Genomic DNA, 21,340 nt, shown 5'->3' with positions numbered 1-21,340 from the left:
CTAATTGTTTTCAATTTTAAAAATCACATCTTTTACATTTAGCTCTTCATCATCCAGTTCTATCATTTGAATGTGGAACTTCTCCAACATATCCTTGGCTTTTGGACCAAAATGACCTGAGATGATTTGCTCAGCACCTAATTCTGCTGCCATTTCCGAAGATTTTGTACCGGCTCCGCCATTTGAATTTTTAAAGCTGTTTTCGATAAAATTGGTAGTGTGAGTTTCTTTATCGTACACACAAAACCATCCCGCACGCCCAAATCTTAAATCAAATTTCGAGTTTACATTGTCTCCGGATGAAGTAATTATTGTTTTCATATAATAAACAAATGTTCTTTACAAATCTAAAATAATATTTTAGAATATGCAATAGTTTAAATGAACAAATGATTAATATGTGTGCGTGATAGTTTTTGAAATTAGAACAAAAAAAATGCAAAACCTTCAGTAATTACGGGTTTTGCATTTTCCTTTAGTTTGGAAAGATAATGAGGTGTTATTCTTGCATTTCCTGAGCTTTCCTTTTTACGCGGTTTGCGAGTAAAAGCGTTATTATACCAGCAAAAATGGCGAATGAACCCATCACTTTAACAATGACAAGTGCAGAGGTGTAAGGCGAAGAAATTAAAATAATACCAAGGACGATCGAGAATATTCCTCCCCAAATCATGGAGCGTTCTCCTGTGTGGTATTTTTTTATTCGAATTCCGGTAACCACTCCGGTAATTCCGTTAATCAGAGCAACTAAACCTAAAAACCACATTAAAAAAGAGGTGGTTAGTACCGAGCTCGAAAATGGTTTTATTACAACAATTAATCCTGCAATAATTCCCAGTCCGCCGGTAATTAAACCCCACCACCAGTTTTTTCTCACATCTTTTTGTTTGAAGGTGTTGTAAATGGTAACAACCCCATCAATTAGCCAGTAAATTCCGAGTATAAAAATTAAGGTTGTAAGCGTAGCCTGTGGGAACAGGAGTAAAATTAATCCTACAACCAGTAGTGTTATGCCACGTGCCATAATAAGTTTCCACATACTTTCGGCAACTTTTTTGTTTGTGTTGTCTGTCATTTTTAAGTTTTTATTAGTGTTCGTTTGATCTACAAGTTAGGGTAAATTACTGAAAGATACCACAGTATTAGAGTTGAGTTTACATAAAAAGAAAAGGTTGCCTGTAACAGACAACCTTTCAATTTACGCATATTATTGCAGAGCTATTCTACTCCGGCCTTTTCAAGGAAAAATTCCAGCGGACAGAATTTGGTGATCGATGATTGAAATAAATTCAATCCAACAAAACCTGCCAGGCCAAGCCAGTAAATATTAACGAATATGGCCAATAGAACGCTTGTCAACACAAATATTCCTGCAACTGCGCGTATTATTCTCTCTTTCATGGTATTCTATTTTTGTTGTGATTAATTTCTAAATAGGTGATTAAACAAATTTCTCGATGGCCGAGATATAAGCACTTATCGGGCTTATTCCTTCAGCTTCTTCGTTAAATTTCTTGATTCGCTCAAGAAGCTCAATTGCTTTGTCCTCTTCCAAAAAGGTGAACGAAATGAAATAGCGGTACGGATTTTTTGATGATCCGAACCAGTTGGAAATGTCTGAATTTCCATCAGCACTTTCCATAAATCCATCAACCGGTAATTCGCTGTACGAATTGATATGGATGTCGCGAAAGATTTGCTCCAGCTCGTGATGATAAGCTTCAGCACTTTGAATAATTACAAATTTCATCATTTTAATTTTCCTCGTTAGTTAAGTTATTTTTGGTCTCCTGAGTTTCAGCCACCGGAGTTTCTTCTACCGGATATTTTTTCTTCTCAGTCATGTAATAAATCAGCGGTACAATAACCAGTGTTAGGAATGTTGATGCAATTGTTCCACCCATCAGCGAAATTGCCAATCCTTGGAAAATAGGGTCGAATAAGATTACAACTGCACCAATTACAACTGTTCCGGCAGTAAGCAGGATAGGAGTGGTTCGTACTGCTCCGGCCTCAATTACCGCGTCTTTTAGCGGAGCTCCGTCCTTAAGCCGGAGATTTATAAAGTCGATGAGCAGTATGGAGTTTCGGACCATAATTCCTGCCAGCGCAATCAATCCGATCATTGAAGTTGCTGTAAAGAATGCACCCATCAACCAGTGACCGATAAGAATACCAACCAAAGAAAGTGGTATGGCAACCATCATTACAAACGGTACCGTAAAGTTTTGGAACCATCCGATGATTAGCATGTAAATTACCAACAGAACCACTGCAAATGCAGCGCCTAAATCGCGGAATACTTCGTAGGTAATTTGCCACTCGCCGTCCCATTTCAAACTGTAATTATCCTGTACAAAGGGTTGTTGTGTAAACTCTTCGTTCAAAGTGTAACCTTCCGGCAATTGAATTTTATCGAGGTTGTTGCTCATATCGAGAATTCCGTAAACCGGACTTTCCAGTTCTCCTGCAATATCGGCAGTTACATAAACCACACGTTTCTGGTTTTTACGGTAGATACTTTTATCCTGAAGTGCTTCTTTTATTTCAACCACATCACCAAGCGCCACTTTCTGGCCGGTCATAGTCATGATGTTTATTTTCTTCAGGTCTTCGATGCTCGAACGTTCATTTTCTGAAAAACGCAGCGCAATGCCAACCTGGTCATGTTCTTTCTCGGCATACAATTGTGTTACTTCCTGACCACCAAGTGCCATTGCAACGCTGTTTACAACCTGCTGCGTTGAAACGCCTGCAAGCGCTGCTTTTTCTTTTAGCACGTTGAATTTGTACTCCACCTGGTCGTCTTCCATTTGCCAGTCGATATCTACCACATCGGCAGTTTCAGCAAACAGGTCTTTTACCTGACGGGCCACTTCAATCTGCTGGTCGTAATCCGGTCCGTAAATCTCGGCAACCAATGTTGAAAGTACCGGTGGACCCGGTGGAACCTCAACAACTTTTGCGTTGGCGTTGAATTTTTTAGCCAGCTCCTGAATACCCGGACGCATGGCTTTTGCAATGTCGTGACTTTGTGCTTTACGTTCTGTTTTGTCAGTAAGGTTTACCTGAATATCGGCTACATTCGAACCTCTACGTAAATCGTAATGACGAACCAAACCGTTAAAGTTCATCGGCGAAGCAGTTCCCACATACGACTGGTAATTAATTACTTCCTCTTGCTGAGCGATGTATGCTGCCAGTTCTTTAGTAACGGCTGCGGTACGCTCCAGAGTTGTTCCTTCAGGCATGTCGATAATCACCTGAAATTCGTTCTTGTTATCGAATGGAAGCATTTTTACAGCTACCTTTTTAAAATATACAAGCGTTGTTGATGCGAGTAGTAAAAACGTAATTGTTCCGATAAATGTCCAGCGTTTCCATGGCGACTCCAACATCGGTTGCATCGTTTTATAATAGATCTTATAAATCGGCGAATTTTCCAGTTTGAATGCCTTTTTTACCTTGTCGTCTTTCTCAACAACTTTTAATAAACGGAAAGCCAGATACGGAGTAATCGTTAAAGCTACCAGCAATGAAAAGATCATTGCAATAGATGCTCCAATTGGCATCGGGCTCATATAAGGTCCCATCAATCCTGATACGAAAACCATTGGTAAAACTGCCGCAATTACGGTAAATGTTGCCAGAATTGTTGGGTTACCCACTTCATCGATCGAGCGCAAAGCTGCCTGGATGAACGGTAATTTTTTCATTTTAAAGTGCCGGTGCATGTTTTCGGCAATAATAATCGAGTCGTCAACAACAATCCCTGTTACAAAAACCAGTGCAAAAAGCGTAATCCGGTTCAGGGTGTAATCGAGGAAATAGTAGCTGAACATGGTTAATGCGAAAGTGATTGGCACCGAAAGGAACACAACCAGTCCACCGCGCCAGCCCATGGCAAGCATTACCACAAAAGTTACCGCTATAATCGCTCCGGCAAGGTGCATCAGCAATTCCGATACTTTGTGCGATGCAGTTTCACCGTAGTTACGGGTAACATCAACATGCACATCAGAAGGAATCAGGTCTTTTTCAAGGTGGCTGATTTTCTCCAGAATCTGGTCAGAAACTTTCATCGCGTCAGCACCACGGCGTTTTGCCACCGAAATAGTTACTGCCTGGTATTCGCCTGCAAATTCATTTTTCTTCTCGTCCATCGATCCGTAACCAAAATTCACGTATTGAATTGGCTCTTCAGGACCATCAAGAATTTGGGCGACCTGTTTCAGATAAACCGGGCTTCCGTTGTGGATGCCAACAACAAGGTTCGAAACATCATCAGAAGTTTGCAGAAACTCACCGGCCTCAACCAGGTATTCCACATCGTTCTTGTTAAAAGCGCCTGTGTTGAACTGCTGGTTGGCGATCTGTATTTTTTGTGCAATACTCAATGCATCAACATTGTAACGAACCATTGCTCCATTGTTCAACATCACACGGATCTGACGAGAGCGACCACCAATTACTTTTGTTTCCGAAACATCGGTAACCTGTTCAATTTCGTTATTTACTTCCTGCGCAATTCGTTTCAACTGGTAGTCGTCGTAATTTTCGCTCCAGAAAGTTAGTCCCAACACCGGCACATCGTCGATAGAACGTGTTTTTACCAATGGCAAACTTGTTCCGTGCGGCATCTGGTCCATATGCTTCATAATTTCGTTGTACATTTTTACCAACGAACGTTCGATGTCTTCACCAACGTAAAACTGAACGATAAGCATGGCCTGGCCCGGCATTGAGGTAGAGTATACATATTCAACTCCGGGAATATTGGCTACCACTTTTTCGAGCGGTTGCATTACGCGGGATTCAATTTCTTTCGGGCTGGCTCCCGGATAACTAAAGAGGATGTCGGCAATTGGTACGTCAATTTGCGGTTCCTCCTCGCGGGGAGTCAGGTACGAGCTGTAAATACCGATCGCCATAAAAGCGACCATCAACAGCGGCGTTAATTTTGAGTTTATAAACTGTTTGGCTATTCCGCCAGCAAATCCTGTTTTCATTTTCTTTCTCTTCTTAAATTCATTTTTTAAGTTCCGTTTTAAGACCCCCTATCGTCACTTTGTTCCGATTGTCCCCCTAAAAGGGGACAGGAGCTTCTTTGAAGCGACAGGGGTAATTCTCAGAGGAATTACCTTTTTGTTAGTTAGAAGCTATAATTGCTCCGTCAAAAAGTTTGCTGTCAGATTTCACAACGTATTGTTCTCCATCAGATAAACCTGAAATGATCTCAATTTTGTCGCCAAATGTTTTACCGGTTTTTACCCAGCGTAGCAGGGCATTTCCCGACTGACCAACAGCATAAATTCCAACCAGCTGACCACGGTGGATCAAAGCTGATTCTGAAACCAGGATGCGTTTTTGTGTTCCATACTCAAACAATACTTCGGCGTACATTCCGCTGTACAATTTTGCTGTACAGTTTTCAGGAACGGTAACCAAAACTTTTGCGCTGTATTGGTTGCCGGTATTTGTTGTTGATGGATTTATCTCGATAATTTTTCCTTCCAGTTCTGCATTTGCTGAAGTGAATTTTACTTTAACAGCATCATTCAGCTGAACTTTTGCAATGTCGGCTTCAGGGATGCGTGCAATAACTTTCCATTGCGACGGGCTTTCCATGCTCAATAAAGGCATTCCCGGATTGGCCATGTCGCCTTCCTGAACGAATTTGGTTGTAATAACTCCGCTGTATGGTGCACGAATCGATGCATAACGCATGTTTTCTGCCACTTCGTTTTCCATTTGTTCAACGGCAGCCAAACGTGCTTTTGCCATGTCGTAACGGGTACGCATGTCGTCCATTTCCTTGTCCGATGCACTGTTATCTGCGTAAAGTGCTTCGTAACGTTTTAAATCTTTTTCAGCGCTTTCGTAAGCAGTTGTTGCTTCAACTTTGCTGGCTTCAACCTGTGCTTTCTTGGCCAGGATATCCTGGTTTCTGATCTGGATTAACAGATCTCCCTGGTTTACTTTTTGACCTGGTTTTACGTAAATGCGCTGAATTTGCCCCATAATACGGGTGCTTAAATTACTTTGTTTGTCGGCCTCCAGTTTGCCCGAAAAACTATGTACTACCGGGTAATCAGTAAGGTTGGCAACAGCAGTTTGCGCTGCAACTTTTTCTTGTGAAACCGTGGCGTGTTCTTTCTCTTTGTTTCCACACGAGATTGCAATTATTGATACCAATGCAATTGCAATTATAAGTTTTGATTTTTGTACTAGTGTCTTCATTTTAAATATGGCGTTATTCGTTAATATCTTGTTCGATAAGCAATTCCATTTCGAAAATGGCTTGCTTGTAATTATAAATTGATTGAATGTATTCTAATTCTTTTTGTGATGTAAGGGCTTCCGACATCAACAGGTCGGCAGTTTTTTCAAGTCCTTGTTCAAAACGGTTTGTTCTGATTCGTAACGACTCCTTGGCCTGATCTTTTGCGAGTTTGCTCGATTGGATGCGGTTGTAATTCAGTTCCATTTTACGGGTAGCACGATTGATTTCAATTTGGCTTTGAGACAGGTAATCTTCGTAGTTAATTCGTGCTTCGTCCAATTGTGCAGTAGCGTGTTGAACAGCTCCTGCATTTTTATATCCGCTAAACAGGCTCCAGCTTAGTGATGCTCCAACCATGTAGTTGTTCGCTGAAGTACCGAACAACGATTCGTCGTTCCACTCAAAAGCTCCAAAAGCATTCAGGCGGGGAACGAATTTCATTTTATTCGATTTAACCATGTTTTCGCCGGCTTCTATTTGTTTTTGATAAGCCAGCATATCCGATCGGCTTTCCAGGTTTACTGAATTACGGTCGATAAGAACCTGCATTGGCGGTTGGATAAGCGAATCGGTTGTTTCAATTACTTCGCTAAATTCCATGCCTAACAAATAAACCAAAAAGTCGTTGGCAGTTTGTCGCTGGATTTGCGCTTCAAGTAACTGATTCTTGCGTTCCTCAACACGAACAGAGGCTTCCAGAACATCAGCTTCTTTAGCAAATCCCTGTTTGGCATTGTTTTGTGTTAAACGTAAAGCTTCTTCCGCTACAGCTACTGATTTATCTAAAACCTCAACCGACGACTCAGCAAGCTCCAACATGTAATAAGCTTTTTTTACTTCGTATTTAATATTGAGTTTAACCCTGTTTGTCTGAAACGACATTGCATCCAGTTGATTTTTGGCTGCTTTTCGGGCGTAAATTCCGTCAAGGTTCAGCAATGGTTGCTGTAACTCGATTTTTGTCTGGAAATTTTCGATACTTCCCGGATCATTTAACAGATCAGGATTAAAATCCTGTTGTGTAACAATCTCCTGTTTCAATTTAAAACCGAAGGAATTTAACGGGTCGTTGGTTGACATTCCGGTGTGACTCGCTTCCAGTCCCGGTAAAAAAACAGAATTGGTCATTCGGTAATTAGCACGTGCGGCTTCCACACGGGCTTCAGCACTTTTTACATTAAGGTTGTTTTCGTCTGCAAGGATGAGTGCCTCGCTCAAACTTAATGGTCTGGGTTGTGCCTTTAATATTGCCGGCGTTAATAACAGCAATAGAACTAGATAATTAAATTTTTGTGTTGACATATTTTTAATCATTTTTGATTCTTTTTTCGGCGCAAATATATGTTTTGAAATCTAAATATATATATAAATAGATATATAAATAATTGATAGGTCATTTTTGAAATCTATTACGATTTAAGGTTGTTGATTTGTGAGCATATTAGCATTCCAAAATTTATGTAAAAGTTAAGTGTAGTAACGTATTCTGATTCTTATAGTTACTGTGGAATGATAAATTAATTTGATGAAGCGATAAAATTGATTTAGGGGATAAGTTATTGGGGGATAATGAACATTATTTCAATGTTAACTGGATTTGGATTGAGAATAGAAATAGGTTGAAATAGGAGAGAAGATGCAATCTTCAAAATTAATTGGGGGCTTTTGTTTCATTTTACAAAACTTACAATTGTCGTATGACATGTGTAAGTTTCTCCTTTATTTCGTGGGCAATTGGTTCGATAGCAGTGTTGTTAACGGCCATCATCGACGCAACCGGGTCGATTGCCGAAACAGTTATTTTGCCGGGTTCCGGCGATTCCTGAACGACAACATTACAAGGAAGCATCAAGCCGATTTGTTCTTCCGCTTTTAACGCTTTATAAGCATTTGGCGGATTACAGGCACCAAGAATTTTATATTGTCTGAAATCTACATCCAATTTTGCTTTTAGTGTGCTGTGAATATCAATCTCTGTTAACACACCAAATCCTTCTTTTTTAAGTTCCTCTTTAACTTTTTCTACTGCGGAATTAAAGTCGGAGTCAATGGTTGTTTCAAAATAGTATTTCATGGTTATTAAGTTTTAGTATGTGGTATTCTAAATTAAAACATTCCCATTTTTAACAGGTTTGGTTAATGTATTGTTTAAAGAGTGCATGGTAAAAAAAAGGGCTTCATCTACAGTGAAACCCTTTCTTTTCAGTTCAATTGAAAATTAATGCTTATGTCCTTTGTGATCATCCTCAGTTTTGGTTTCTGCAGTACGATCGTAATGACAACAGCCCGGAAGATTTTTATAAACTTCGTCATCGGCTTTGTAATTCGGCGTGTCGTGCCCTACTTTGGCAACCGCTTTTTCAATTGCATCAGTACTTGTTTTCGAATCATCGAAACTTACTTCAAGCATTTTGGATTTTTTGTCCCATTCCGCTTTAGAAACTCCGTCGATTGCATTTACAGCTTTTTCGATGCGGGTTTCACACATTCCGCAGTTTCCGCTAACTTTAATTTTTTCCGTTTTATTTCCAGCAAAAACGGTAAATGCGCCCATCATAAACAGGGCCACTAAACTTAAAACTTTTGTTTTCATCTCGTAATTTTTTAAATGATTAGTATTTAATTTTCTCTATATAAACAGCACTCCGGCAAAGCTTCGTAAATAGCGTCGGGTGCTTTGTATTTTTCAGTATCGTGACCAACCGCGGCAATTGCTTTCTGAACCTCATCGGATGATGTTTTTGATGCATTAAAATTCAGGTGAAGCGTTTCTGTTTCACTCTCCCAATTTGCCGATTCTACACCATTAACCGATAAAGCAGCTTCTTCAATCCGGTCTTTGCACATGCCACAATTTCCTCGAACTTTTATCATGACATGTTCTGCAGAATTATCTGTTTTTTTATCCGTATTCTGATACTCAAATCGTTCGTAAAGGCAACATTCCGGCAGCTCATCATACACACCGTCAGGAGCTTTTTCCAGTTCTGTATCATGACCCACTTTTGCAATGGCATGGTGCACTTTATTAAGCGATAGACCATCCTCGTAATTTAAATGAAGGTCTTTTGTCTCAGCGTCCCATTCAGCAGAAATAACACCTGATACTGACAGAGCCGCTTCTTCTATGCGATCTTTGCACATGCCGCATTCTCCGCCAACTTTAAACATCGCATGTTCTGCCTGATCACTACCCGCATTTTTTAGGCTCATCATGCTCATTTTTCCGGCAAGCTGCGCTGCAGCATCAATACTGAATGTGCCGTTAATAGCAATTTCTTCGCCTTGCTGAAGACCGTTTTCAATAACGTAACTTTCGCCAAGTGCAGGACCCAAATCCACCTCGCGCATTTTAAAATACACGCCCTGATCGTTTTCTGATTTAACGTAGATTACCGAGCGTTCACCTGTCCACATAACTGCAGTTTTCGGAACTACGAGTGCATCGGTTTGCGGTAGTTTTGCTTCCACTTTCCCTGATACAAACATTTCAGGTTTCAGTTTTAGGTCCGGATTGGATTTAACCACGCGTGCTTTTGCCACTCTTGTTTTCGGATTGATCACCGGATCGAGGTAATCGATATTTCCTTCAAATGTTTCACCGGGCAGCGACTCAATTGTATAACTCACTTTATCGCCTTTTTTAATCCACGGAAGATCCGATTCGTATACATCGAAAAGCACCCAAACTTTTGAAAGATCTGCAATCTCGTATATTGCCTGTCCTCTGCGCACATAATCTCCGGTGTTCACCTTTTTCTTAGTAACATAACCCGATACTTCAGACAGAACATCGAAGGTCTCCAATGGTTTTCCTGAAGTCAGAATCTGGTTGATCTGCTCATTGGTGAGTTTCCAGTTTTTTAATTTTTCTTTGGCCGCATCGAAAAGTTGTGGCTGCGTAGCCTTAATTTTTTGGGCTTCAAATAACTCTTCCTGTGCAGTTACTAAATCGGGTGAGTAAACTGAAGCGATCACTTGTCCTTTTTTTACGTAGTCGCCCGTAAAGTTTACCAGCAAATTCTCGATCCTGCCGGGAATGTGCGACGATTGCGAAAAGATCAGGCGTTCATCTTCCTGAACTTTTCCATCCAACCTTACCACTTTAAGCGGTTCTGCAGCGCCTACAACGGCTGTTTGAATATTGGCCAGTTGCATCGCCGTCGCCGACATACTCACCGCATTCGGATCAATTTCGCCATTTTGCTCTTCTTCCAGCGGAATTAAATCCATGCCGCAAATGGGGCAGTCGCCGGGTTCGTGCTGACGAATTTGCGGGTGCATCGAGCAGGTCCAGATTGTCTCTCCGGCGACTTCTTCTTCACTGTGTTCATGTTGATGTTCCTCAGTTGCGGTGCTTTCTGAGCCCCCAAATATCAACCATCCCAGCAACAAGCCAATTGCCAGTGTTGACAGAACTATGATTATTGTTTTTCTATTTGTGTGCATCGTTAATATGTTTTTGCGGTGATGTAATTTAGTTTTGCCAAAGCGGTTTGATATTGCGTTTCAGCCATGGCTTTCATTTTTTCGTATTTCAGTAGTTGTTGCTGCATGCGTAAAACTTCCTCAAAGTCTTTTCCCGAATTTCCGTAGGCGCTAAACAACAGGTTCAGCGTTTGATTGGATTCAAGAATTTGCGCCTCATACAAATCGATTAAATCTTTTTGTTGTTGAATTTGAAACCAAATAGATTCGTATCCAGAGGTAAGCGAATTGATGGTTTCCTCTTTTTGAAAGGAATATTTTTCCTGAGTCAGCTGCGCCTCTTTTTCGGCTGCTCTGTATTTTTTTCTGAAAATTGGAATACTTGCTGAAACCATTGGCATGAATACGTTTTTACCGTTGTCGTTCACCTCCATGTCGGTGCGTTTTCCAACAATTGCATAATCCACACCAACACCCAGTTTCGGAAGTCCCTGTCTTCTCGCAGCTAACTCACTCTTTGCGCTGGCTTGTTGTTTCAGATCGATTGCATCGAGCATCGGATTATTGGTCAGCAAGGAATCTCTCCTAAAATTTTCAGGTAACAACTCCATCGTTAGTGAATCCTGAAGAACTACCGTTTCGTTTTCGTCTCTGTTGAGCAAGTTGTTGAAGGTAACCAGCAGTGGTTTTTCCTTTTTAGTCAGAATTCTGAGATTGGTTTGTGCATCTTTCAGCATGATATCTACCCGCAAAACATCGGTCATTGGCGAAACTCCGTTTTTAAATTTGGAGTTGGAAATGGTTTTATACGATTGCAGAATTTCGATATTTTCCTGCTCAATTGCTTTTAAGCGATTCAGCTCAATCAACGGATAATACGCTTCAGAAACGCTATAATAAAGCCGGTTGCGCGCGTCGAGAAATGCCTGGTATTTTGCATCGGCCATTAGCGAAGCTGCATCAGACTGGGCTTCCAAAGTTCCGAACCATGGAAACATCTGGCTAAGCGAAAACTTGGCACGTTGTGGTCCTACACGTGTTTCAACCGGTGAAATAAAATAACCGAAAGAAAAGGTGGGATCGGGAAGGGAACTTACCTGCGGTACTTTTTGCAGGGCTGCCTCAAAATCCTTGTACTGAGCCTGCAGTCCCGGATTATTTTCGGCCGCAATCTCAAAGTAGTCGCTCAGCGTTTGTGCCTGCACTGTAGTCAACGCTGAGATGAAAACGATTATAATTGTTGTTATTTTTTTCATGACTGACTCTTTTTAAGTTTTCGCTCTTCGCGGTAGCTATACAATACCGGAACAATGAAATAGGTAACGGCGGCAAAAATCATCCCTCCAAATGCAGGAATTGCCATCGGAATCATAATGTCGGCGCCACGGCCGGTTGATGTTAAAATAGGAAGCAAGGCAATAATCGTCGTTGCCGATGTCATCACTGCCGGTTTTATTCTTCGTTGTCCCGCTTCCACCACAGCAGCCCGAATTCCCTTCAAGTTGTTGGTTCGGTTTTTTGCAAAACTCTGATCTAAGTAGGTTGCCATGAGCACACCATCGTCGGTTGCGATACCAAAAAGCGCAATGAATCCTACCCAAACTGCCACACTCAGATTTATAGTTCCCATCTGAAACAGTTCCCGAATGTTCGTTCCAAAAACTGAAAAATCGACAAACCAATTTTGGCCGTACAGCCAGAGCATCATAAATCCACCACTGAATGCCATGGCAATTCCGGTGAAAACCATCAGCGAAGTGGATACCGATTTAAACTGGAAATAAAGAATCAGAAATACAATTGCAAGAACAAGCGGAACGACTATAGACAGCCGCTTTTCAGCACGAACCTGGTTCTCGTAACTTCCCGAGAATTTGTAACTCACGCCGGCAGGAACTTGTAAATCCCCTGAACCAATTCGTTCCTGAATGGCTTTTCTGGCGTCATCAACTACGGTGACTTCCGAAAATCCGTCGTTCTTATCGAACAGAACATATCCCACTAAAAAAGTTTCTTCACTTTTGATAGCCTGCGGACCACGCTGGTATTTTATATGAACCAGCTGGCTCAGCGGAATTTGAGCGCCGGTTGGTGTTTGTATCAGAATTTTTCCCAATGATTCCGGATCATCACGCAATTCACGAGGGTAACGTACCCGGACAGGGAAGCGTTCGCGCCCTTCAACCGTAGAAGTGATATTCATGCCGCCAACAGCTGTTTCAATGGTTTGCTGAACATCTTCCACATTTAGTCCGTAACGTGAAATTTTATCCCGATCGATATCGAAAAGTAAGTAAGGTTTTCCTACGATCCGGTCGGCAAAAACAGCCTGAGCTTTTACCGAAGGAACTGTTTTCAGTATATCTTCCAGTTGCAGGCCAAATTTTTCGATGGTTGTTAAATCAGGTCCGTAAACTTTAATTCCCATCGGAGCGCGCATACCCGTTTGTAACATCACCAGGCGTGTTTCAATCGGCTGAAGTTTAGGTGCCGAAGTAACGCCCGGAATCTTGGAAGCATTTACAATTTCATCCCAAATATCGTCGGGTGATTTAATTTTCTCACGCCAGTTACGGAAGTAGTCTCCGTTTTCATCCGGAATCAGCTCTTCTCTGGTAATTCCTCGATGCAATGCATCTTCATTACTAAGCTTCTCTCCGTTTGTCAATATAAAGAGATCGTCTTTATCTACTTTAAACCGTAAACGATGTCCTTTTTCATTCAGCATGTATTCCGGTTTGTAGTTGATCACGTTTTCGTACATCGAAATCGGAGCCGGGTCGAGCGCTGATTCTACACGACCGAGTTTTCCAACAGTCAATTCAACTTCCGGAATATTGGAAATTAGCATGTCAAGCTGACCCAAAACTTCCCGGTTATACTCAACGCCCGAATGTGGCATTGAAGTGGGCATCAACAGGAAACTTCCTTCATCCAGCGAGGGCATAAATTCTTTACCAATTCCCGGAAATCCGTGTGCAAGGGTAGACCAAACTTCAGTAGTTCGAACATTCCATCCAAGCTTGTCGAATCCGCGGGCAACAAATCCAAAAAGATTATTGAAGCCCATCCAGGCAGTTATTCCCACGATGATCAAAAAGGTAGGAATGGAAAGAAATGCTGCTTTATGATCGAGACACCAGGTTAATATTCTTTTGTAGTAATATTCCAGTAAGGCAAATATTCCCAAAATGATGGTAAGCAGAATGGCAACAAATACTACATTCATTACCATGCTTTTAGTTGGTCCTAATGGTAGCCAGTATTTTGCCAGAAGCCAGGTAACGCCGATAAGTACGATAACTACTTCAAGATATTCGAACAGAAAACTAAACGCCTTCTGCAAACGCGTCTTCCAACGATTACTAACAGTTTCCAGACTTCGGTCTTCGGTCTTCCGACTTCTAACTTCTTTTAATGTGCCTGCCAATCCAAATGCGAGAATCATCATACCTCCCCAGGTTTGGCCGTAAATCAGCAGAATTATTCCGAGCGGGATTAAAATAATATTTACCCATTTCCGGATGGCTTTGCTGTTGATGCGTACTCCAAAAAACCAGTGTGCCAGCGCCGGCATTATAAATAGAGAGACAACCAGTGCTGCAATCAACGCGAAGGTTTTGGTAAAGGCAAGTGGTATAAATAATTTACCCTCTGCAGCCTGCATGGTAAATACCGGAATAAAACTTACAATTGTGGTTGATACTGCAGTCAGGATTGCAGAACTAACTTCTGCCGAACCGTTATAAATAGTTGTTATCAGTTTTTGTTCGGGAGGGGCTTCCTTTGTGTGTTTTATTATATTTTCTGAAAGAATTACCCCGAGATCGACCATGGTTCCGATGGCAATTGCAATACCCGAGAGTGCCACAATATTGGCATCTACACCAAAATAGCGCATGGCAATAAAAACCATTAATACAGCAATTGGAAGCAAACTTGATATTAAAAGCGAAGCCCGCAGGTTATACACCATGATAATTACCACAAGAATGACAATGAGAACTTCGAGAGAGAGCGCTTCTTCCAGCGTCCCCAAAGTTTCTTGAATCAGAGTTGAACGATCGTAAAACGGAACGATTGTTAGTTGACTTTCCACGCCATTGGGTAAAACTTTTGAAGGTAGCCCCGGTGCGATATCCGCAATTTTTGCTTTTACATTGTTGATCACTTGTAGCGGGTTGGCACCGTAGCGTGCAACCACAACACCTCCAACAACCTCAGCACCATCTTTATCAAGTGCACCACGACGAGTTGAAGGTCCGAGACTGACAACTGCAATGTCTTTTACCCGAATTGGCACGTTGTCCTGAACCGCAACCACGGCTTTTTCAATGTCCTCAACATTTTTAATATAACCCAATCCGCGAACGAGGTATTCAGCCTGGTTAATTTCAATGGTTTTCGCACCCACATCGCGGTTCGATTTCTGAACCGCTTGCATTACTTTGTGTAGCGGGATGTTGTAAGCTTTCAGCGCGTCGGGATTAACGTCGATCTGGTACTCCTGAACAAAGCCACCAATGGAAGCCACTTCAGAAACACCTTCGGCAGCATTTAACGAATACTTGACGAAAAAATCCTGCACAGTGCGGATTTCGTGTAAATCCCAGCCTCCGGTTGGGTTTCCGTCTTTATCGCGCCCTTCAATGGTGTACCAGTAAACTTGTCCGAGCGCGGTTGCATCGGGACCAAGTGCGGGCTGAACACCATCAGGCAAAAGTCCGGACGGCAATGAATTCAACTTTTCTAGTATCCGCGAACGCGACCAGTAGAATTCAATATCTTCATCAAAAATGATGTAGATGCTGGAGAATCCGAAAATGGATGAACTACGGATCGATTTTACTCCGGGAATTCCCAACAAATAAGTAGTCAATGGATAAGAGATCTGATCCTCAATGTCCTGAGGAGATCGTCCCATCCACTGGGTAAAAACAATTTGCTGGTTTTCCCCAATATCGGGAATGGCGTCAACCGGAACCGGATCTTTTGGCAAAACTCCGGTGTCCCAGCCAAAAGGAGAAGTTATGATTCCCCAACTTACGAAAAGGATCAAAACCAGTATCGTAACCAGCTTATTTTCAAGAAAAAACTTTATGATTTTATTTAGCATACCTTTTTAGCTATGAAATTAATACAATAGAAAATCGGGATCACGAGTATTCGTGATCAGATAATTTATCATAATAATTTCATAAAAGGTATAACTGTTCTTCCGCAAGAAACTCCATCACCGTAGGAGGAGGTGGGTCGTTGGTTAAATCGAATTCTTCAGTTAATTCGTTGGGAAATAGTAAGTCAGTATCAAGAAATGTCTGATGTAATACATCGATTTCAGCAAGTACCGGAATTTCAGAAATTACCGGTGCCGAAAAATCTTCTTTTACTTGATAAAAATGATCTTCGTTCTGGCAACAGCCTGGATCGTCGCAGCAAGAATCGGCTTCTTCAAAAAGTTTTACCGAAACCAACTGTCCGTGACAGTAGTGTTTGCTCACAGCCATTCCCATTGTTGAGATCAACAACAGGGTTGCTAAAATAATATGGCTGAGTTTTTTTATCATTTATATTTTTGACTGTACTATATAAACGTTATACAAAACTAAAGGTTTAAACGAAATGGCCAACCGTTTAACAAAGCTTTAACATGCCTGCGGTTTACACCGCTTTGTAGCCAATCGATTCAACAGTTTCTTTTACTTTGTCCAGATCAATATCATCACCTTCCAAGGTCACCGTTTTTTCTGCAAGGTTTACAACTGCACTATCTACAAATGCCAGTTTTTGCAGGTTATTTTCTACGTTCGCCTTGCAATGGTTGCAAGTCATTCCTTCAACTTTAATCGTTTTTAATTGCATGGTATTATTTTTTAATTGAGTTTCAGTTTGTTCTTTTGGAGTTCGGTATCGCTGAATGTAGCCGTTTAAAATCAATCCAAGAAGTATAACTCCGGAAGCAATTTGCCACCAATTCAGGTGAGTTCCGTGGTCGTGTCCCAAATGTTGTTGGGTAATTTCTGTGAACCACTGTACGGGCAGCAGGTAATCGATAATCAGTCCCGATCCCAATGCACCAATAATAATTGTTCCAAGATAGGTGAACAAGCTTTTTTTGCCCAAAACTTTGCCGATCATGGTAATTGTAGCTGCATTGGTAGCAGGTCCGGCCATGAGCAGAACAAAAGCTGCTCCCGGACTTACTCCTTTTAAAATAAGGATAGCCGCCAGCGGAATTGAACCGGTTGCACAAATGTACAAGGGAACCGATACAACCAAAATCAGCAGCATTTGCAAAATTGGCGACAGGTTTAAAAGCTCAAAAAAATCGTTGGGTATCAAAGCCGAAATAATGGCCGCTAAAACCAGACCGATGATCAGCCATTTTGAGATATCCTGAATGAACTCCACAAAACCATAACGAAAAATAGCCTTGATTTTTTGCCCCAGTGTTTTCGGTTTTGAAACTGTATCTGCGACATGCTCTGGTACAGGTTCATTTTTTGTAATTATACTTGTAATCAAACCTCCCGATATTCCGGTAATTAATGCGGCAATCGGACGAATAATAGCAAAAGGTAATCCCATCAATGAGAATGTTGCCAAAATTGAATCTACGCCGGTTTGCGGAGTAGAAATCAGGAACGAAACAGTTCCGCCTTTTGAAGCACCATTTTTATATAAAGCTGCTCCGGTAGGAATTACTCCGCACGAACATAATGGAAGTGGTATTCCCAGTAAAGAGGAGAAAATAGATGAGCGAAATGGCGAACCATTAAAATACTTATCAATTTTTTCGCGTGGAATAAACGCATACAAAAGCCCGGCAAAGAAAAATCCCAGTAAAAGATAGGGGGCCATTTCACCCAAAATGGTGGCGAAATCGCCTAAAAATTTTACTATGTATTGTCCTGCTTGCATTCTATTCAGTTTTACAATACAAAGTAAAGCAGGATAAGGGAGATTTTGTTTACACGATTTTGGATTAGATTTATAAGATTTTGGGATTTCATCCGATTAGCACTGAATATCAATTCGTTTACCCCGTCCCTAAAGGGAGCGAATTGATTGTCTCTGCTCCCTTTAGGGATGGGGTATTCAGTGAGAATCAATTTGCGGGTGATGAAATGAAGAAAGCTTATTTGTCGAAATTACACCTCGTCAAGCGGTTTACGCTTGTTTTCTTTAAGCTTTTTAAAGTGCGAAGGCGTTAATCCGGTAACCTTTTTAAACTGGTTCGACAGGTGTTGTACACTGCTGTAACCTAGTTGATAGGATATTTCATTCAAGGTAAGTTCGCCGTAAACCAGCAGCTCTTTAACCTTTTCTATTTTTTGATTGATGATGTATTTCTCAATCGTGATTCCTTCCACCGAAGAAAACAACTTACTTAAGTACGAATAATCATGACCAAGATCTCCGGCAATGACATCCGAGAAATTAACGGGTTCTTTTGCGTCGTTTGAGTAGTGCGTTTTTTCGATGATAATGGTTTTAATCCGGTCGATCAGCTGGCTCTTTTTATCATCCATCAACTCAAAACCATTGTCGTTCAGAACCGAGCGCACTTCTTCTGTTTGGTCTTTATCCAGATTCTCAGAAATACCAACTTTGCCCAGTTCTATCGTTTCAATCTGAATGTCGAGCTTTTCAAGTTCTTCTTTTACCACTTTAATACAGCGGTTGCAAACCATATTTTTTATGTGAAGAACCTGTTTCATAAAGTTGCATTTAAACGCTCAAACAAGGTGTAAAGGGAGTGTCAGCATTATTTAAACGATTGCTGCAATGCCACCATTTTTATGGCAGTAACGGCAGCTTCGTCGCCTTTGTTGCCCAATTTCCCTCCGGCACGGTCGAGTGCTTGTTGTTCGTTGTTGGTAGTTAAAACACCAAAAATAAACGGTTTGTTGTATTTCAGGTTCAAATCCTTTGTGCCTTGCGTTACGCCTTCGCAAATATAGTCGAAGTGGCGTGTATCACCCTGAATAACGCAACCCAATAGAATTACAGCATCAACGTTATCTAATTCTGCAAAATACTGTCCACCCAAAGGAAGCTCAAAAGTTCCCGGAACATATTTTACTGAAATGTTCTCTTCAGTAGCGCCGTGTTTTTTTAGGGTGTCAACTGCACCGTTTGCCAATGCCGATGTAATTTCCCAGTTCCATTCGGCTACTACCACGCCAAAACGCATGTTTTCTGCTGATGGTACCGAATTAATATCGTATGCTGATAAATCTTTTGTTGCCATAATCTGTCTTTTTTGATTTGCTGATAAAGCAAAAGTAATGTTTATACAAACAAAAAACCCCTCCGAAGAGGGGTTTAACTATCGATTGAATATTTCTTAGTTCAATTTTGTGTTGATGCGCGCAATGTAGCGATCGGCACTTGTTCCTTCAGTAGATTGAGGATATTGTGCTTTAATATCTTCGTACAATGCCAGTGCATCTTCCAACTCGTCCATCGATTCCAGCAGGTTCGCTGCTTTCATCATGTAAACCGGAGTTGTTAATTCGTTATCAGATAAAGCGTATGCTTTTTTGTAGTGTTTAAGCGCTGTATCGGTTTCGCCTAATTCAAGGTAAGCATCACCTTTTGCACCTTCAGCTACTGGAGCTAAAAGTAAATCGTCAGTTTTAAAATCATTTAAGTAATCCAGTGCTTCTTCGTACTGTCCCATATACAAATATGAAATACCAGTGTAGTATTTTGCACGGTTCGCCGATTTTGTAATACCGTAGTCATCAATAATATCAAGGAATCCTAAGTAGTTTCCGTCGCCGTTAATGGCCAGATTGAATGAATCTTTTTCGAAATAATTTTCGGCCATAAACATTTGCGATACAGCTTCGTCTTCTTTAGGTTGCACATAAAATCGGTTAAACCCAAGATAAGCTGCAACTACTACAATAATTCCACCAACAACATAGCTGATGATTTTCGAATTATCTTCAACAAACTGTTCCGTTTTTGTTAACGCACTTTCAAGTTCCTGTAAATTATCGGCTTGTTCTACATTCTTCTTTGCCATTTCTGTCTTTTTCAAAATTGTGCCGCAAAAATAGCTTTTTTTTCAAAACAGCTAAACCAATGCTTATTTTATTTTGCAGAATAATCAACATAACAATGTTATTAACTGCTTTTTGTCAACATTTCAGATTTGTGCAGGCTTTTTATATAGTTTTGTGGTAACAAAAATAACGAAACAGATAATGCACATTGAAGAGATTTCAATTGTAAATTTTAAAAATATTCTGGAGGTGAAGGCGGAGTTTTCGCCAAAGCTGAATTGTTTTATCGGTAAAAACGGTGCCGGAAAAACAAATATGCTCGATGCCATTTATTACCTGTCGTTTTGTAAGAGCTTTTTTAATGCAAGCGATTTGCTGAATATTAACCACAACGAAAACTTTTTTATGCTGAACGGAAATTACAACCGTCAGGAGTCAAAAGAAAGTATAAACTGTGGCATACAAAAAGGGCAGAAAAAGCAGTTTAAACGAAATACCAAAGTGTATAAAAAACTTCAGGAACACATCGGTTTGCTTCCGTTGGTGATGATAACTCCGTCGGATGTAAACCTGATTTTAGGAGGCAGCGACGAACGTCGAAAGTTTATGGACGGTGTAATTTCGCAGTACAATCAAAACTACCTCGACGATCTTTTAAAATACAACCGGGCACTTTCACAACGCAACAACCTTTTGAAACAGTTTGCCAGCGAACGTTATTTCGATGAAGAGCTGTTGGGCATTTGGGACGATCAGTTGGTGGAATACGGAACACGCATTCACGAGGAGCGCACACGTTTTGTTGAAAAGCTGATTCCCGTTTTTCAACGCTACTACAATTATATATCTGAAGGAAACGAAGTGGTGGAATTGGTGCACCAATCTGATTTGTATGAATCGGATTTGGCGACAATGCTAAAAACGGCTTTGCAAAAAGACCGGATTGTTCAGTACACCACGGTTGGAAGTCATAAAGACGATTTGCTTTTAAATATTGGTGAATACCCAATAAAAAAACTGGGATCGCAGGGGCAGAAAAAAACCTACCTGGTGGCATTAAAACTGGCACAATTCGAGTTTATAAAAGAGATTTCGGGCCAGAAACCGATACTTTTACTCGATGATATTTTCGACAAGCTGGATCAGTTTCGTGTTGAGCAAATTGTTACGGCTGTAGCAGGCGAACAGTTTGGTCAGATATTTTTAACCGATACCAATCGCGAGCATCTCGACACCATTATTAAAAAAATGGATGCCGATTATCGAATTTTTCACGTAGAAACAGGAAAAGTAAAACTGGCAGAATGAGACGAAGTAATACACAATCGTTAAGCGAGGTTTTAAAACAGTACATCGAGGAAAACCGCATTGAGCGGAAATTAAAAGAAGTGGACATTGTTCAGGGCTGGGAAAACCTGCTCGGAAAAACCATCGCCCGCTACACCCGAAATATTTATATCCGCAATGGAATATTGTATGTCGAGATTACCTCGTCGGTGGTAAAAAACGAATTGTTTTTAATGCGTGATGAGATTTGCCGCCGGATTAATGAAAGTGCCGGTGATGAAATTATTACGCGAATTATCTTTAAGTAAAAGCCGGATGCTTGATC

At 41.0% G+C, this 21,340-nt stretch carries 19 protein-coding genes; 2 read left to right on the top strand and 17 right to left on the bottom strand.

Annotated features, from left to right (window positions below):
- From SLH46_RS11600 to SLH46_RS11520, 17 genes are all read right to left on the bottom strand, one after another.
- Positions 1–321 carry a NifB/NifX family molybdenum-iron cluster-binding protein gene (locus tag SLH46_RS11600; protein ID WP_320281350.1) on the bottom strand — a complete coding sequence of 107 codons (321 nt, stop codon included), beginning with the start codon at positions 319–321 and terminating at the stop codon, positions 1–3.
- Positions 322–499: 178 nt separating this feature from the next.
- The gene (locus SLH46_RS11595) at positions 500–1,075 is read right to left on the bottom strand and encodes an HdeD family acid-resistance protein (protein WP_320281349.1); all 576 of its coding nucleotides are present in this window, start codon (positions 1,073–1,075) and stop codon (positions 500–502) included.
- 143 nt (positions 1,076–1,218) lie between these two features.
- Complete coding sequence (locus SLH46_RS11590; RefSeq protein ID WP_320281348.1) at positions 1,219–1,401, bottom strand: YgaP family membrane protein; 183 nt, start codon at positions 1,399–1,401, stop codon at positions 1,219–1,221.
- 40 nt (positions 1,402–1,441) lie between these two features.
- Positions 1,442–1,753, bottom strand: a complete 312-nt coding sequence (locus SLH46_RS11585; protein ID WP_320281347.1) for a hypothetical protein — start codon at positions 1,751–1,753, stop codon at positions 1,442–1,444.
- Position 1,754: 1 nt separating this feature from the next.
- Positions 1,755–5,009, bottom strand: coding sequence for an efflux RND transporter permease subunit (locus tag SLH46_RS11580; protein WP_320281346.1), 3,255 nt, complete (start codon positions 5,007–5,009; stop codon positions 1,755–1,757).
- Positions 5,010–5,148: 139 nt separating this feature from the next.
- Positions 5,149–6,240, bottom strand: a complete 1,092-nt coding sequence (locus SLH46_RS11575; RefSeq protein WP_320281345.1) for an efflux RND transporter periplasmic adaptor subunit — start codon at positions 6,238–6,240, stop codon at positions 5,149–5,151.
- A gap of 13 nt (positions 6,241–6,253) precedes the next feature.
- Positions 6,254–7,585: a TolC family protein gene (locus SLH46_RS11570; protein ID WP_320281344.1), complete on the bottom strand. Its 1,332-nt coding sequence runs from the start codon at positions 7,583–7,585 to the stop codon at positions 6,254–6,256.
- Positions 7,586–7,967: 382 nt separating this feature from the next.
- Positions 7,968–8,357, bottom strand: coding sequence for a DUF302 domain-containing protein (locus tag SLH46_RS11565; protein WP_320281343.1), 390 nt, complete (start codon positions 8,355–8,357; stop codon positions 7,968–7,970).
- A 144-nt stretch (positions 8,358–8,501) separates the two neighbouring features.
- On the bottom strand, positions 8,502–8,876 hold the full coding sequence (locus tag SLH46_RS11560) for a heavy-metal-associated domain-containing protein (protein WP_320281342.1): 375 nt from the start codon (positions 8,874–8,876) through the stop codon (positions 8,502–8,504).
- 26 nt (positions 8,877–8,902) lie between these two features.
- Positions 8,903–10,732 carry an efflux RND transporter periplasmic adaptor subunit gene (locus tag SLH46_RS11555; RefSeq protein ID WP_320281341.1) on the bottom strand — a complete coding sequence of 610 codons (1,830 nt, stop codon included), beginning with the start codon at positions 10,730–10,732 and terminating at the stop codon, positions 8,903–8,905.
- A 2-nt stretch (positions 10,733–10,734) separates the two neighbouring features.
- The gene (locus SLH46_RS11550; protein WP_320281340.1) at positions 10,735–11,967 is read right to left on the bottom strand and encodes a TolC family protein; all 1,233 of its coding nucleotides are present in this window, start codon (positions 11,965–11,967) and stop codon (positions 10,735–10,737) included.
- Positions 11,964–15,827 (bottom strand): efflux RND transporter permease subunit, encoded by a 3,864-nt coding sequence (locus SLH46_RS11545; RefSeq protein ID WP_320281339.1) that lies wholly within the window; start codon positions 15,825–15,827, stop codon positions 11,964–11,966. Before SLH46_RS11545 ends, SLH46_RS11550 begins: the two co-directional genes overlap by 4 nt.
- A gap of 79 nt (positions 15,828–15,906) precedes the next feature.
- On the bottom strand, positions 15,907–16,278 hold the full coding sequence (locus tag SLH46_RS11540; RefSeq protein ID WP_320281338.1) for an HYC_CC_PP family protein: 372 nt from the start codon (positions 16,276–16,278) through the stop codon (positions 15,907–15,909).
- A 94-nt stretch (positions 16,279–16,372) separates the two neighbouring features.
- The gene (locus SLH46_RS11535; RefSeq protein WP_320281337.1) at positions 16,373–17,632 is read right to left on the bottom strand and encodes a permease; all 1,260 of its coding nucleotides are present in this window, start codon (positions 17,630–17,632) and stop codon (positions 16,373–16,375) included.
- Positions 17,633–17,862: 230 nt separating this feature from the next.
- Positions 17,863–18,432 (bottom strand): AraC family transcriptional regulator, encoded by a 570-nt coding sequence (locus SLH46_RS11530; protein ID WP_320281336.1) that lies wholly within the window; start codon positions 18,430–18,432, stop codon positions 17,863–17,865.
- Positions 18,433–18,479: 47 nt separating this feature from the next.
- Positions 18,480–18,965, bottom strand: a complete 486-nt coding sequence (ribH, locus tag SLH46_RS11525; protein ID WP_038562481.1) for a 6,7-dimethyl-8-ribityllumazine synthase — start codon at positions 18,963–18,965, stop codon at positions 18,480–18,482.
- Positions 18,966–19,061: 96 nt separating this feature from the next.
- A complete protein-coding gene (locus SLH46_RS11520; RefSeq protein WP_320281335.1) occupies positions 19,062–19,748 on the bottom strand; it encodes a tetratricopeptide repeat protein in 687 nt (228 codons plus the stop codon).
- Positions 19,749–19,929: 181 nt separating this feature from the next.
- On the opposite strand from SLH46_RS11520, the gene recF reads away from it, so the two are divergent.
- Positions 19,930–21,036: a DNA replication/repair protein RecF gene (recF, locus tag SLH46_RS11515; RefSeq protein WP_320281334.1), complete on the top strand. Its 1,107-nt coding sequence runs from the start codon at positions 19,930–19,932 to the stop codon at positions 21,034–21,036.
- Positions 21,033–21,323: a DUF721 domain-containing protein gene (locus SLH46_RS11510; protein ID WP_320281333.1), complete on the top strand. Its 291-nt coding sequence runs from the start codon at positions 21,033–21,035 to the stop codon at positions 21,321–21,323. The genes recF and SLH46_RS11510 overlap by 4 nt, the downstream gene beginning before the upstream one ends.
- Positions 21,324–21,340 lie beyond the last annotated feature (17 nt).

It is taken from the genome of Draconibacterium sp. IB214405 (assembly GCF_033963885.1).
Classification (GTDB): Bacteria; Bacteroidota; Bacteroidia; order Bacteroidales; family Prolixibacteraceae; genus Draconibacterium.
This window is presented reverse-complemented; position numbering and strand designations above follow the sequence as displayed.